13 protein-coding genes are annotated in these 14,515 nt (G+C 71.3%); 11 read left to right on the top strand and 2 right to left on the bottom strand.

What is annotated here, in order from left to right; genetic code table 11:
* Window positions 1-7: 7 nt before the first annotated feature.
* Both ACFYPC_RS06135 and ACFYPC_RS06130 read left to right on the top strand, forming a co-directional pair.
* Window positions 8-1,078: an ATP-dependent DNA ligase gene (locus ACFYPC_RS06135; RefSeq protein WP_388671486.1), complete on the top strand. Its 1,071-nt coding sequence runs from the start codon at window positions 8-10 to the stop codon at window positions 1,076-1,078.
* Between the two features lie 158 nt (window positions 1,079-1,236).
* Entirely contained in the window at window positions 1,237-2,238 is a 1,002-nt protein-coding gene (locus ACFYPC_RS06130; protein ID WP_388671483.1) for a DUF3048 domain-containing protein, read from the top strand.
* A gap of 95 nt (window positions 2,239-2,333) precedes the next feature.
* Here ACFYPC_RS06130 and ACFYPC_RS06125 read toward each other — a convergent pair whose 3' ends face one another.
* A complete protein-coding gene (locus ACFYPC_RS06125) occupies window positions 2,334-2,798 on the bottom strand; it encodes a MarR family winged helix-turn-helix transcriptional regulator (RefSeq protein ID WP_388671480.1) in 465 nt (154 codons plus the stop codon).
* Window positions 2,799-3,077: 279 nt separating this feature from the next.
* Here ACFYPC_RS06125 and ACFYPC_RS06120 point away from each other — a divergent pair, with 279 nt between their 5' ends.
* The 8 genes from ACFYPC_RS06120 (at window position 3,078) to ACFYPC_RS06085 (ending at window position 10,548) form a co-directional block, all read left to right on the top strand.
* Complete coding sequence (locus ACFYPC_RS06120; RefSeq protein ID WP_388671478.1) at window positions 3,078-3,860, top strand: CoA transferase subunit A; 783 nt, start codon at window positions 3,078-3,080, stop codon at window positions 3,858-3,860.
* On the top strand, window positions 3,860-4,507 hold the full coding sequence (locus ACFYPC_RS06115) for a CoA transferase subunit B (RefSeq protein WP_388671475.1): 648 nt from the start codon (window positions 3,860-3,862) through the stop codon (window positions 4,505-4,507). The genes ACFYPC_RS06120 and ACFYPC_RS06115 overlap by 1 nt, the downstream gene beginning before the upstream one ends.
* A 2-nt stretch (window positions 4,508-4,509) precedes the next feature.
* Window positions 4,510-5,712, top strand: a complete 1,203-nt coding sequence (locus tag ACFYPC_RS06110) for a thiolase family protein (protein WP_388672029.1) — start codon at window positions 4,510-4,512, stop codon at window positions 5,710-5,712.
* 9 nt (window positions 5,713-5,721) lie between these two features.
* Window positions 5,722-6,492: a protocatechuate 3,4-dioxygenase subunit beta gene (gene pcaH / locus ACFYPC_RS06105; protein WP_388671472.1), complete on the top strand. Its 771-nt coding sequence runs from the start codon at window positions 5,722-5,724 to the stop codon at window positions 6,490-6,492.
* Window positions 6,489-7,058, top strand: coding sequence for a protocatechuate 3,4-dioxygenase subunit alpha (gene pcaG, locus ACFYPC_RS06100; protein ID WP_388671469.1), 570 nt, complete (start codon window positions 6,489-6,491; stop codon window positions 7,056-7,058). Before pcaH ends, pcaG begins: the two co-directional genes overlap by 4 nt.
* Complete coding sequence (pcaB, locus tag ACFYPC_RS06095) at window positions 7,055-8,383, top strand: 3-carboxy-cis,cis-muconate cycloisomerase (protein ID WP_388671466.1); 1,329 nt, start codon at window positions 7,055-7,057, stop codon at window positions 8,381-8,383. Before pcaG ends, pcaB begins: the two co-directional genes overlap by 4 nt.
* Entirely contained in the window at window positions 8,380-9,525 is a 1,146-nt protein-coding gene (gene pcaD / locus ACFYPC_RS06090; RefSeq protein WP_388671464.1) for a 3-oxoadipate enol-lactonase, read from the top strand. The genes pcaB and pcaD overlap by 4 nt, the downstream gene beginning before the upstream one ends.
* 207 nt (window positions 9,526-9,732) lie before the next feature.
* Window positions 9,733-10,548, top strand: coding sequence for an SDR family NAD(P)-dependent oxidoreductase (locus tag ACFYPC_RS06085; RefSeq protein WP_388671461.1), 816 nt, complete (start codon window positions 9,733-9,735; stop codon window positions 10,546-10,548).
* Here ACFYPC_RS06085 and ACFYPC_RS06080 read toward each other — a convergent pair.
* Window positions 10,545-13,214, bottom strand: a complete 2,670-nt coding sequence (locus ACFYPC_RS06080) for an ATP-binding protein (protein WP_388671458.1) — start codon at window positions 13,212-13,214, stop codon at window positions 10,545-10,547. The genes ACFYPC_RS06085 and ACFYPC_RS06080 overlap by 4 nt on opposite strands.
* A 265-nt stretch (window positions 13,215-13,479) precedes the next feature.
* On the opposite strand from ACFYPC_RS06080, the gene ACFYPC_RS06075 reads away from it, so the two are divergent.
* Window positions 13,480-14,466 (top strand): DUF2510 domain-containing protein, encoded by a 987-nt coding sequence (locus ACFYPC_RS06075; protein WP_388671455.1) that lies wholly within the window; start codon window positions 13,480-13,482, stop codon window positions 14,464-14,466.
* Window positions 14,467-14,515: the final 49 nt, after the last annotated feature.

Here is a 14,515-nt window from a genome sequence, read left to right as displayed (position 1 = left end):
TCGAACCATGGACCTGCCGGTGATGCCACCCGTGAAGCCGATGCTCGCCAAGCCCGTGGCGAGGATCCCGCCCGACATGCATTACGAGGCCAAGTGGGACGGTTTCCGGGCGATCGTGTTCCGCGACGGCGACGAGGTCGAGATCGGCAGCCGCACCGGCAAGCCGCTGACCAGGTACTTCCCCGAGCTGGTGGAGGCACTGCGGGAGCGGCTGCCGGGGCGCTGTGTGATGGACGGCGAGATCGTGATCGCCCGGGACGGGCGGCTCGACTTCGACGCGCTCACCGAGCGCATCCATCCGGCGGTCTCTCGGGTACGGACGCTGGCCGAGCGCACCCCCGCCTCCTTCGTGGCCTTCGACCTGCTGGCGCTCGCCGACAGGGCGCTGCTCGACGTCGAGCTGGGCGACCGGCGCGCCTTGCTGGTGATGGCACTGTCCGGCGCCACCGCCCCGGTGCATGTCGCCCCGGCGACAACGGACATCGACGTGGCGCGCCAGTGGTTCGAGCAGTACGAGGGCGCCGGTCTGGACGGGGTGATCGCCAAGCCGCTCAACCTGCTCTACCGGCAGGACGAGCGCGCCATGTTCAAGATCAAGCACGAGCGGACGGCGGATGTCGTCGTGGCCGGCTACCGCTTTCACAAGAGCGGGCCGATCGTCGGTTCCCTGCTTCTTGGCCTGTACGACGACACGGGCACCCTGCAGCACATCGGGGTGAGCGCAGCGTTCTCGATGAAACGGCGCGCGGAGCTGGTGGAGGAGCTGGAGCCGTTGCGGCTGGCGGATGCCGGGGAGCATCCGTGGGCGGCCTGGGCGGACGAGTCGGCGCACGAGACCGCACGGTTGCCGGGCGCACCCAGCCGGTGGTCTTCGAAGAAGGACCTGTCCTGGGTGCCGCTGCGGCCCGAGCGGGTGGCCGAGGTGGCGTACGACCACATGGAGAACGGCGTACGGTTCCGCCACACGGCCCGCTTCCGCCGCTGGCGCCCGGACCGCACCGCCGAAAGCTGCACGTACAGCCAGCTCGAGGAGCCAGTGGGGTACGACCTCGCGGAGATCTTCGGCCCGCAGGGCTGAACCTTCCCGGCCACCCCTGGCCCCCGTCACCCACCTCCGAGGCTTCTCGCTGAGCCGATCGGCCCACTGAGCGCGCGCGACAAGAACTGAACGGGTATGTCCCCCGTTGAACTTATAAGCGCACAATCAATGACACGGGACAGGGTGGCACGGTGGGCATGCGACAGATGGCGCGGATGCGGAGCGGCGCGACGACAGCGGCGCTGCTGGCCGCCGTGGTGACAGCTCCCCTGGTGACGGGCTGCATCGCGGGCGGCAGATCGACCGACGACGGGCGTGGGCACAGCAAGGCCCCGACCCCGGGCCAGGCGAGCCCGGAGAAGCAGACACCGAGCCCCGCCGCCGTCGGCTCGGTGCTCGCCGTGAAGATCGACAACGTGCGTGCGGCCCGCCCCCAGACAGGTCTGGAAGCGGCGGACATCGTGTACGCGGAGCAGGTCGAGGGCGGTCTGAGCCGGCTGATGGCGGTCTACGCGAGCAAGCTGCCGAAGGTCGTCGGCCCGGTGCGCAGCGCGCGCGAGTCGGACCTCGAGCTGCTGCGCCAGTTCGACGACCCGACGCTCGCCTTCTCGGGGGCGCAGCACAAGCTGCTGCCGCTGATCGACCAGGCGCCGCTGCATGCGTACCCCCCGGGCGAGACATCCGGGGACGCCTACTACCGGGGCACCGGAAAAGCCGCACCGCACAACCTCTTCCTGCGCCCCCAGCGGCTGACCCGCACCGCGCCGGGCACCGCCGCCCTCACCACAGGGTTCCACTTCGGTGCGGCTCCGGCGGGCGGCAGCCCGCAGACCTCCCAGACCGTGCGCTTCCCCGCCGCCCGCTTCACCTTCACCTGGTCCGCGAGCCGGGAGCGGTGGCTGGTGGACATGGACGGGACGCCGACCGTGACGACGGACGGTAAGACGGTGGCTCCCGCGACCGTCGTCGTGCAGTACGTGAAGGTCCGCGAGTCCAAGTACCACGATGTCCTCGGCAACAACACGCCGTACACGGAAACGGTCGGCTCGGGGACGGCGAAGGTGCTGCGCGAGGGCCGGGCCTTCAACGTGAACTGGTCGCGCCCCAGGGCCACGGACGGCACGGAGTTCACGACGGCGGACGGCGCGCCGATGAACTTCGCGAAGGGCCAGGTGTGGGTGGTCTTCGCCGAGGCGTGACAGGAAAGCCACATCAGGCGCGGTGCGTCCTCGACCGGGTCGAGCCCACGGCGGCCGCCCCGCGCCTGGTCCCCGGTGACCTGTCACGACTGTCCTTACCGCTGGACGACAAGCGGATCCGCCGGATTGCGGAGCCCCTCCGCCGCGTCCGAGACCCGCTGGATGAGGTCGAAGAACAGGGTCTGTTCGTCGCCGGTGAGCGGGGCGAGGAAGACCTGGTTCATACGGGCGGTGCGCACGGTCAGCTTCTTGTGCGTGCGCGTTCCCTCGTCCGTGAGGCGTAGCAGGAAACGGCGGCCGTCCTGTGGATCGCGCACCTTGTCGAGCAGACCGCGGCGCCCGAGCCGGCTGATGACCTCGGCGATGGTGGAGCGGTCCAGGCCCACTCGCTCCCCCACGGTGCGCTGGTCCAGTCCCGGCTCGGCGACGAGCGCGTTCAGGACCGCGAACTGCGGCGAGGTGATCTCCTCGGAGACCATCGTGTTCCACAGCAGGTAGTGCGCCTGCTGCAGCCGCCGGGCCAGGTGCCCGGGGTGGGTGGAGAGGTCCACCGCGGCCATGTGCGCTCCTCGGCTCGGCCCGCGCGGCGCGATGGACGCGCCGCGCAGACGAATCAGATTAGTTGGTGTACTGAACGATACCCGGCAGAGGGACCGGCCGTCTCGCCCCCTTCCCGGGCACTCACCTGCACACTCCAAGGAGGCCTTGACGGAAGAAGGCCAGGGTGGCAGCGTGTTGGAAACCTCGAAGAAATACTCAGTGCCCTGACTAAGTGCCCTGACTGACCAAGGCGCTGAGATCTCGGGGAGATGACGCTCGGGAGAGATGGGGCTTCTCGGATGGACAAGGTGATCGCCACAGCCGCGGAGGCGGTGGCCGATGTGCCGGACGGCGCGACGCTCGCGGTCGGCGGTTTCGGCCTCAGCGGCGTACCGAACGTGCTGATCCAGGCCCTCTACGAGCGCGGTGTCACCGGGCTCGGCGTGGTCTCCAACAACTGCGGGGCGATGGAGTCCGGCCTCGCGGTCCTGCTCGCGGCCGGGCGGATCTCTCGCGTCACCGGCTCGTACATCGGCGCGAACAAGGAGTTCGCCCGCCAGTACCTGGCCGGTGAGCTGGAGGTCGAGATGATCCCGCAGGGCACGCTCGCCGAGCGGCTGCGCGCGGGCGGCGCCGGTATCCCCGCGTTCTACACACCCGCCGGAGTCGGCACTCAGGTCGCCGACGGCGGACTGCCCTGGCGCTACGACGGCCAGGGCGGCGTGGCCCTCTCCTCGCCACCCAAGGAGGTGCGGGAGTTCGACGGCACCGAGTACGTGCTGGAGCGTGGCATCCGTACCGACTTCGCGCTCGTACGGGCCGCCAAGGGCGACCGGCACGGGAACCTGGTGTTCAACAAGTCCACCCGCAACTTCAACCCCCTCTCCGCCATGGCCGGCCGCATCACGATCGCCGAGGTGGAGGAGCTCGTGGAGCCGGGCGGGATCGACCCGGACGCGGTGCACCTGCCCGGGATCTTCGTGCAGCGCGTCGTCGCCCTCACTCCTGAGCAGGCGCGGGCCAAGATGATCGAGCAGCGGACGGTCTCGGCGTCCGCGGCCAACGAAACGGTGAGCGACTGATGGCCTGGACCCGCGAGCAGATGGCCGGCCGCGCCGCGCGCGAGCTTCAGGACGGCCAGTATGTGAACCTCGGCATCGGTCTGCCGACGCTGATCCCCAACTACCTCCCGCCGGGTGTGGAGGTCGTTTTGGAGTCGGAGAACGGCATCCTGGGCACGGGCCCCTACCCCACCGAGGACCAGGTCGACGCGGATCTGATCAACGCCGGCAAGGAGACCGTCACGGTCCTGCCCGGCGCCTCGTACTTCGACTCCTCGCTGTCCTTCGGCATGATCCGCGGCGGCCACATCGACGTCGCCGTGCTCGGCGCCATGCAGGTGTCCGCGGGCGGCGACCTCGCCAACTGGGCCATCCCCGGCAAGATGATCACCGGCATCGGCGGGGCGATGGACCTCGTGCACGGCGCCCGCACGGTCATCGTCGTCATGACCCACACCGCCAAGGACGGCTCCCCGAAGATCCTGGAGGAGTGCGCGCTGCCGCTCACCGGCAGGGCGTGCGTGAACCGGATCATCACCGATCTCGGTGTCCTCGACGTCACGGCGCAGGGTCTGGTGCTGTTCGAGACCGCGCCCGGCGTGGCGGCGGAGGAGATCGTGGCGAAGACCGCTGCGAAGGTGCACATCCCCGAGGAGATCCCGTCATGACTCTGCGTGACGTCTACATCGTCGATGCCGTACGGACCCCGATCGGAAAGTACAACGGTTCGCTCGCGTCCGTGCGCCCGGACGACCTGGCTGCCCACGCCATCCGTGAACTCCTCGCCCGTACACCGGATCTGGACCCCGCCCGGATCGAGGACGTCTACCTCGGCAACGCCAACGGCGCCGGCGAGGAGAACCGCAACGTCGGCCGGATGGCCGCGCTGCTGGCGGGACTGCCCACCTCGGTGCCCGGTGTGACGGTCAACCGGCTCTGCGCCTCCGGGCTCGAAGCCGTCATCCAGGCCGCACGGGCCATCGCGCTCGGTGACGCCTCCATCGCCCTGGCCGGCGGAGTCGAGTCGATGACCCGCGCCCCCTACGTGCTGTCGAAGAGCGACAAGCCCTTCCCGGCCGGGCACGCCGAGCTGTTCTCCACCACGCTCGGCTGGCGCATGGTCAACCCGCGGATGGACCCGCAGTGGACGATCCCGCTCGGCGAGTCGGCCGAACTCATCGCCGACAAGCACAAGATCACGCGTGAGCAGCAGGACGAGTTCGCGCTCGCCAGCCACCGAAAGGCGGCACGGGCCCAGGCGGACGGCCTGTTCGACGCCGAGATCGCTCCCGTGTCCATCCCGCAGCGCAAGGGCGAACCGGTCGTCTTCGCCGCCGACGAATCCGTCCGCGCGTCGGCGTCCCTCGATGCCATGGCCGGGCTCAAGCCGTCGTTCCGTACCGAGGACGGAACGGTCACGGCCGGGAATGCCTCCCCGCTCAACGACGGGGCCGCAGCCCTGCTCCTGGTCGACGAGGAGGGCCTGAAGGCCACCGGCCGTGAGCCCCTCGCCCGCGTCTCGGCGACCGGCGTCTCCGCGATCGAACCGCAGTACTTCGGACTGGCCCCCGTCGAGGCCGTCAACCGCGCACTCACCAAGGCGGGCAAGGGATTTGACGGCCTGTCAACTCTGGAACTGAATGAGGCCTTCGCCGCGCAGGTGCTGGGCTGCGTGGCCGAATGGCCCGACTTCGACCCGGCGATCCTCAACCCACGGGGCGGCGCCATCGCGCTGGGCCACCCACTCGGGGCCTCCGGAGCCCGGCTCGCCGGCACGGTCGCCCACCAACTCGCACACAAGGGCAGCGGAGTTGGCGTCGCCGCCCTTTGCATCGGCGTGGGCCAGGGCCTCGCCCTCGTCCTCGAACGATAGGAAACCGGCATGGCTCTCACTCAGTCGGACATCGACGTCGAGATCAAGGACCGCCAGGACGCGTACGACAAGGCCGTCGCCGGTGGCGGCCCCGTCCTGCACCACGCGCAACGCGACTACGCCCCGTACCGCAGTTCGGTGCTGCGCCACCCCAAGCAGCCGCTGGTCGCCGTGAGCGGCGGTGACCCGGAGACCGTCGAGCTGTCGGGTCCGGTCTTCGGCGTCACCGACATCACCGAGATCGACAACGACCTCACCCGCCACCACCGGAGCGAGCCGATCGGCGAGCGCATGACCGTCTCGGGCCGGCTGCTCGACCGCGACGGCCGACCTGTACGCGGCCAACTCGTCGAGGTCTGGCAGGCCAACGCCGCCGGCCGCTACGCCCATCTGCGCGAACAGCACCCGGCGCCGCTGGACCCCAACTTCACCGGTGTGGGGCGCACCCTGACGGACGATCAGGGCCGGTACACGTTCACCACGATCAAGCCGGGCCCCTACCCCTGGGGCAATCACACCAACGCGTGGCGGCCCGCCCACATCCACTTCTCGGTCTTCGGCACGGCGTTCACCCAGCGGCTGGTGACGCAGATGTACTTCCCGAGCGACCCGCTGTTCCGGTACGACCCGATCCTGAACTCCGTGACGGACGCGGCGGCCCGCGAGCGCCTGATCGCCACCTACCGCCACGATCTCTCCCAGCCCGGGTTCTCCCTGGGCTACGAGTGGGACATCGTCCTCGACGGTCCCTCCGCCACCTGGATCGAGGAAGGCCGATGAGCATGACCGAGCGGTTGCTCCCCACCCCGTCCCACACCATCGGTCCCTTCTACGGATACGCGCTCCCCTTTCCCGGCGGCGGCCAGGTCGCGCCCCAGGGCCACCCCGAGGCCATCACCCTGCACGGGTACGTGCTCGACGGCGCGGGCGAGCCGATCCCCGACGCCATGCTCGACTTCTGGCAAGCGGCGCCCGACGGGTCCCTGAAGGGCGCCCCCGGTTCGCTGCGCCGCGACCCGGCCACCGGCGGTTTCCTGGGCCGCAACAGCACCGACTTCACCGGCTTCGGGCGGGTCCCCACCGACACCGACGGGCACTACGCGCTCTCCACACTGGTCCCGGGCAACACCGGACAGCCGTACATCAGCGTGTGCGTGTTCGCGCGCGGCCTGACGAACCACCTCTACACCCGCGCCTACCTCGCCGACGGCGCCGACCCACTGCTCGACGCGCTCCCGGCCGACCGGCGCGCCACGCTGATAGCGGCCGAGGGCACGAAGGGGACGTACCGTTTTGACATCCGCCTTCAGGGCGAAGGCGAAACGGTCTTCCTGGAGTTCCAGTGACATTCGGTGATTCCGAAGCCCTGCTCGCCCCCGGGTGGGCGGGCTCCCCGGCGTCCGCCGCGACGAGCGACACCGCGTATCTGCGGGCGCTCCTCGACGCGGAGGCGGCGCTGACCCGCGCCCAGGCATCCCTGGGACTTGCTCCGGCGGAGGCGGCCACCGCCGTGGATGCCGCGGCCGACGTCTCCGGCTTCGACGTACGGTCGATCGCTCTGCGCGCCCGTGCCGGCGGCAATCCGGTGATCCCGCTGGTCGCGGACCTGACGCAGGCGGTCGGCGGGGAGTACGGGGCGTACGTCCACCGGGGTGCGACGAGTCAGGACATCATGGACTCGGCCACCATGCTGGTCGCCGCGCGCACACTGGATCTGGTCCTGGGGGATCTGGACCGTACGGAAGAGGCCCTGGCCCGGCTCGCGGCGGAGCACCGGGACACGGTGATGCCGGGCCGGACGCTGACGCAGCACGCGGTGCCGACGACCTTCGGACTGAAGGCGGCGGGATGGCGGTCGCTGGTCCTTGACGCCAGGGACCGGCTTTCGGCCGTACGAGATTCGCTGCCCGCTCAACTGGGCGGCGCGGCGGGGACATTGGCGGCGTTCACCGCGTTCGGCGCGGCGGACACCCAGGCTCTGACCGCGGCGTACGCGCGTGAACTCGGCCTGACCGAGCCCGTGTTGCCCTGGCACACCCTGCGCACACCGATCGGTGACCTGGCCGGAGCGCTGGCCTTCACGGCGGGAGCGCTGGGCAAGACCGCGGTCGACGTGCTCACCCTCGGCCGTACCGAGATCGCGGAGGTCACCGAAGGCAGCGGCGGCGGTTCGTCGGCGATGCCGCACAAGGCCAACCCCGTACGGGCCACCCTCGTCGCGGCCGCCGCCCGGCGCGCGCCGCAGCTCGCGGCCACGCTGTACGGCGCGATGGCGGCCGAGGACGAGCGCCCGGCCGGGGCCTGGCACGCCGAATGGGAACCGTTGCGAGAGCTGCTCCGGCTCGTCGGCGGGGCGGCGCGCGACACCGCCGAACTGGCCGATGGGCTGCGGGTGCACCCTGAGGTGATGCGTGAACACCTCGGCCTCACCCAAGGGTTGATCGTCTCCGAGCGGCTGGCCGTCGCCCTCGCCCCCGTGCTCGGGCGGGCCCGCGCGAAGGAGTTGCTGACGGCGGCCGCGAAACGGGCGGTCACCGAGAACCGGCCTCTTCTCGATCTGCTCGATGAGGAGTCGGAACTCAAGGATCTCGACCTCGTGGACCTGACCGACCCCGCCCGTTACACGGGCTCCGCCGGAGCCCTCACCGACCGTGCGCTGGAGCGACGTTGACGACCCTCTCTCACGGCAAGCTTCTGCACTACCGCGCCGAAGGGCCCGTCACCGCTCCCCCGCTGCTGCTCGGGCCCTCGCTCGGCACGTCGAGCGCGCTGTGGGACAAGGTCGCCCCCGAGCTGTCCGTGACGCATCGGGTGATCCGCTGGGACCTGCCCGGTCACGGCGGCTCACCGGCCGACCTCATCGGGCCCGGCGCGACTGTCGCCGACCTGGCGGCACTGGTGCTGGCCCTCGCCGACTCGCTCGGCATCGAGCAATTCGCGTACGCGGGTGTCTCGTTGGGCGGTGCGGTGGGTCTGCACCTGGCCGTCCACCACCCGAAGCGGGTGTCGTCGCTGGCTCTCGTCTGTTCCTCGGCCCACTTCAACGGCTCCAAGCCGTGGGAGGAGCGTGCGGCGGCCGTGCGTCGCGAGGGTCTCGGCGCGCTCGCCGACGCCGCGAACTCCCGTTGGTTCACGCCCGGTTTCACCGTGCCGGAGCTGGTCGAGGACCACCGGACCGCCGACCCGGGGGCCTACGCCGCCTGTTGCGACGCGCTCGCCGCCTTCGACATCCGCGACCGGCTCTCGTCCGTCAGCGTGCCGACCCTGCTGGTCGCGGGGCGCGAGGATCCGGCGACGCCGCCCGCGCATCTGCGGGAGATCGCGGACGCGGTACCCGGCGCCACGCTCACCGAGATCGCCGGTGCCTCACATCTGGCGCCGGCCGAGCGCCCGGAGGCCGTGCTCGCCGCGCTGCGCGGGCACTTCGACGGCTACGCGGCGCGCGGTACGGCGGTACGCCGCCAGGTACTCGGCGACACCCATGTGGACCGCGCACAGGCCCGCCAGACGCCCTTCACCGCCCGTTTTCAGGACTTCATCTCCCGCTACGCCTGGGGCGAGATCTGGACGGATCCGACACTGACCCGCCGTGAGCGCAGCATGATCACGCTCACCGCGCTGGTGGCCCACGGCCACTACGACGAATTCGCGATGCACGTCCGCGCTGCCCGGCGCAACGGACTCACCCCCGAAGAGATCGGCGCGGTCCTGCTCCAGACCGCCGTGTACTGCGGTGTCCCGGCGGCCAACTCGGCGTTCGCCGTGGCCCAGCGAGTGCTGGCGGAGGAGGATGAGGACGGTGCGGAGGCCTGAGCCGGAAAGGCCGACGGCTGACGGCTGACGGCTGACGGCTGACGGCTGACGGCTGACGGCTGACGGCTGACGGCTGACGGCTGACGGCTGACGGCAGGGTCCGGCCGGCCGGCACCGTAACCCTGCCAGGCGTAGTGACAACAGCACCAGGTAGCGGTGCCCAACCGTGCCTAGGCTGGACGGAGATCCCCCGTGAACGGAGCCCCTGTGCCCACTGTCCTGATCACCGGCGCCACCTCCGGCCTCGGTCGGTACGTCGCCTTCGAGCTGGTCCGCTCCGGATACGCCGTCCTCGCGCACGGACGCGACCGCTCACGTACGCAGCAGCTTGTCGCGGAGCTGGAGGCGGAGGCGGAGGGCGGTGAGGCGCACGGCTTCGTCGCCGACCTCGCCTCGCTGGACGAAGTACGGCGGCTCGGCGCCGAGGTCGCCGCCGCGCACCCCCGTCTCGACATCCTGGTCAACAACGCCGGTGTGGGCTTCGGTTCGCCCGGTTCGGGCCGCGAGGTGAGCCACGACGGGCACGAACTACGGCTCGCCGTGAACTACTTGGCGCCGGTCGCGCTCACCCGCGCGCTGCTTCCCGCGCTCCGTGCGAGCGCCTCGTCCCGGATCGTCAACGTCGGCTCCGGCGGTCAGGAGCCCCTGGACTTCGACGACCCCGAGCTCACCAGGGGCTACAGCGGCCGATCGGCGTACTGGCGCAGCAAGTTCGCCCTCGCGGCGCACACCTTCGCGCTGGCCGAGGAACTCGCGGACACCGGCGTCTCGGTGAACGTGCTGCACCCCGCGACCTACATGGACACGGCGATGGTCCGCGAGGGCGGCGTCGAGCCGTGGTCCAGCGTCGCCGACGGTGCCGCGGGTGTACTCGCCCTGGTGACAACCGAGTTGGGCACGGGCGGCTACTTCGACGGCACAACTCCCTCGCGGGCGCACAGCGAGGCATACGACCGCGAGGTCTGGAAACGGCTGGCGGCGACCACCGAGCGGTTGCTCGAAGGCCGGCACCCGACTGACTAGAAGCCGGCCAGTGCCCGCTCCGCCTGTGCCACCACTCCGTCCGCGCCGCACGAACGCGCCAATGTGAGGCCCTTGTTGAGCTCGGACACCGACCGGGCGGCGATGCCGTACTCGACACGGGCCGCCGCGTGCTCGTACTGGCAGGGGGAGGCCTCCAGATAGGTGACCGCCTGGGCGGCGAGCCGTACCGCGCGCTGGCCCGATTCCAGCGCCGCCGCACAGCGCAGGGCCTCACCGATGGCCGTGTCGGTGCCGAAACGCTCGGCCTGGCGGCGGGCGTCGGCTGCCACGGCCGCGGCACGCGCCGGGTCCTCCGTGGCGAGAGCGCGGGCGAGGTCGACCGCCCAGGGAGCGAGCACCGTGTTGTGGTGACCGCGCGCGGCGGAGGCCTTCTCGGCTGCCTCCAGTTCGTTGATGCCTTCCTTCGTCCGGCCGACGGCGCACAGCAGTCGGCCGCGTACGGAACGGATGTCGGGGAGGACGATCGTGGACGGGTACGGCGGTGCGAAGCCGTACTCCTCGGCGATCTCCTCCGCCTCCAGGAGGTGGCCGCGGGCCACCAGCGTGTCGATGAGCCCGCAGGTCGCGGACCAGTACAGGGGCAGTCCGCGCCCGACCCGTTCGGCGAGGCGCAGCGACTCGCGCTGATAGGTCTCCGCGTCGGCGAGGCGGCCCCGTCTGCGGTGCGCGAGGCCGAGGTAGGCGTTGGCCAGGGCGAGGTGGCCGCCGCTCCAGCCGGCTTTCATGTAGGCGTGCAGGGCCTCGCTGAACAGGCTCTCGGCGCGGTCGAGCCGGTCGGCGTAGGCGTACGCGCTGCCCAGCATCAGGAGGAGCTCGATGCCCCACTCGGTGTCGGTCCAGCCCAGCCCCGGTGCGAGGCGGCCGTTGACGAGGACGCGGTCGCAGAGTTCCGCGACCTCCTCGGCGTTCTCGCCGCGCGTCATCGCGTCGAAGCCGCGCAGTATGAGCAGCGCGCGCTCGGAGTTGTCGCGGCCTGTGCAGGTCCTGGCGAGTTCGGCGAGACCGCTCGAGCGTCCCGAGGCCTGGTCCTCGCCGGCGTGGATGCCCTCCCACATGTAGTGCGCGGCCTGGAGCCGCATCCGGGCAGGGCCTGGGTCGAGCCGCGCGGCCTCCGTGTCGACGGTGCGAACGGCCTCTTCGAGCTGGTTGTTGTGGACGAGTGCCTGAGAGAGGCGGAAGACCGCGTTCACCCGGAGGTCGCCCTGGAGGCCGGGCCTGTCGAGTGCGGCCTGCAGATGGCCGATCGTCCTGGCGGGCGCGGTCAGGAGCGTGGCGCAGCCCAGTTCGTAGAGCACGAGCGCGTGGATGTCGGGAAGCGGGGGTTCGGCCAGCGCGCGCTCCAGACACCGCCTGGCCGCGTCGGGCGCGCCGACGGCGAGGTGTTCGCGGGCGGCCTCGCGCATCTGCTCGACGAGTTCGGGGTCTTCGTCCGGGTGCACTTCGAGGAGGTGGCGGGAGGCGGCCGCGGCGCCGCGCCCGGAGTCGGTGACCGCCCAGGCGGCCTGACCGTGCATCGCGGTGCGCAGGGCGTCCGGGATCGAGCGGTAGACCGCGCTGGCGATGAGCGGGTGCACGAACTCCAGGTCGCCTTCGGGCGCCCGGCCGTTCACGGGTTCGGTCCTGGTCAGGATACGGGCGACGCTGAGCAGGTCGGCGCAGCGCTGCGCCTCCTCGGCCGGCATTCCGGCGAGGTGTGCGGCCAGGTCGAGGGAGATTGCGGTGCCGAGGATCGCGGCCGCCCAGGCGAAGCGCGTGGCATCGAGGCCGAGTCCTTCGAGGCGGGCGACGAGTCCGCGGCCGCGGGCCGAGCGGTTCAGGGCGCGCAGTTCGGCGGCCGAGGCCTCCACCGGGTCGAGCTCGCTGTCCTGGACCTTTGCGAGCAACTCGACGGTCTCGTACGGGTTGCCGCCGGTGACCGCCCAGACCTCGCGGCAGAACGGGGCGTCGGCGTGCTCGCCGACCGTGGCGCGGGTGAGCCCTTCGGTCGCCGACGGGGTCAGTGCGCTCAGGGTGGCGGTCGGGCGGGCCGCGGCGGCGATGGTGTCGAGGTGACCGGCGCTCACGCCGCTCACGCCGCCCGGGCGGCGGGCCACCACGATGAGGACGGACAGGTCGTCGAGGCGCTCGGCGAAGGCGGCCAGCCAGCGCAGGGTCTCCTGGTCGGCCCAGTGTGCGTCGTCGACGAGAAGGACGAGCGGCCACTCGCGCTTGGCCAGCCGTCGCACGGCCGCGACCAGGCCGTCGCAGACGCCCTGCGGGTCGGGTTGCCGGTCGCCCGGTTCCGCTATGCCGAGCGCGGGTCCCGCGATGTCGTACCAGTCGCCCAGGTACTCGCGCGCCTCCTCGGGCAGTAACGACACCAGGGCCGGCTGCAGAAGCTGCCGTACGACATTGAAGGGGACGGACGTGACGGTCTCACCGCCGCGTGCCGACCACACCGCGCAGCCGGCGCTCTCCGCGATCCGGCGCGCCTCGGCGAGGAGCGCGGTCTTGCCGAGGCCGGCGTCGCCGCTGAAAACCAGCAGGCTTCCCGGCGTGGCGGAGTCGGCACGCAAGGCGCCGATCGCCCGTTCGAGCGTGGCGACTTCCTCGTCGCGCTCCCACAGGGGAGCCGAGGCGGCCACTCCTGGCCCTGCCTCCGTCATCCCGCTACCTCCCCAGGTCGCCCAAACGGCGTACAGGCAACGAGCGTAGCCCCCTCGAAGCCGTCATGTCGGCGGGTCCGGGCAGCTGTTGCCGAGACGAGTGACGGCGGGGTTCCGCAGGCGACGCGCCGACGCCCCGACCAGCCCCGGTGAAAGTCGTCGACCGTCAACCACCCACGAACTGAAACCAGATTTCCCACATCAGTCTCCGCCCCTCCCCGGCCCTCTCATCCGTCTTTCACTCACACCTCATACGGTGGGCACCATGACGCAGGAGACTCCTCCCGGCTGGTATCCCGACCCCGGGCAGACAGATGACAGTCCCGCCACCGAGCGCTGGTGGGACGGCAAGACATGGACGGACCAGACCCGGCCCGTCGGGTCGGCGGCCGCATGGGGTCCCCCGGCGCAGCCGCCGGCCACCGGACCGTATCCGGACTATCCGCCGGGTCCGCCGGGTCCGCCGCGGAGCGGGCTGCGCACCGGCATAGCCGTCGCCGTGGCGATCGCGGTCCTCGCCGGCATCGGGGGCGGGGTGTACGCGCTGACGAAGGACGACGGCGACACCACCGCCACCACCCAGGGGCCCGGCGGGTTCCCCGGCGGTTCGGGCGGTCCCTCGGGCGCTCCCAGCGGCGGCCCCGGAGGCGGTTCCGGTGGCGGTTCCGGTGGCGGTTCCGGCGGCCAGACCGCGCCGCCGCGCCAGCCCCTTCCGCCGCAGACCGAGGACGGTTTCGCCACCGACCCGGTCAACGGCATCAGCATCCCGGTGCCCGACGGCTGGACCGGCTCCAGCATCACGGTGGGCGCCGCGGTGACCTCGGACGACTCCTACCAGTGCCCCGGCGACACCACGGCGACCTGCACCGCCGGCGGCCTGTACTCGGCCCCGGCGGTGGCACTGGAGCTGAAGGCCACCACGGCCGAGGCGGCGGCGAAGGAGGACATCTCCAAGAACGCCGAGGAGTCCTATGGCGGCAAGTCCTACGGCGAGATCACCTCGCACGAGGAACTCGCCTCCAAGGCGGTCACCGTGGCCGGACAGAAGGGCTACCTGGTCCGCTGGAAGGCGGTCACCAGCAAGGGCGAGGACGGCTATGTGGAGTCGCTCGCCTTCCCCTCCCCCCTCAACGCCGAGCAGCTCGTCGTGATCCGCTTCGGCGTCGACGTCAGCGAGAAGCAGGACGTGATCGATGAGATCACGAAGGGCATCAAGGTGGCGTCCGGGACCGGCAGCGGGCAGGGCGTGTAGGGCCGTACCGCAGATCCGGCGGATCGCGCCGGACGCGGAACAAGGACCA

The organism is Streptomyces sp. NPDC005808 (assembly GCF_042871385.1).
Classification (GTDB): Bacteria; Actinomycetota; Actinomycetes; order Streptomycetales; family Streptomycetaceae; genus Streptomyces.
The sequence above is the reverse complement of the archived record's forward strand: the minus strand, read 5'-3'. Positions and strand labels throughout refer to the sequence as shown.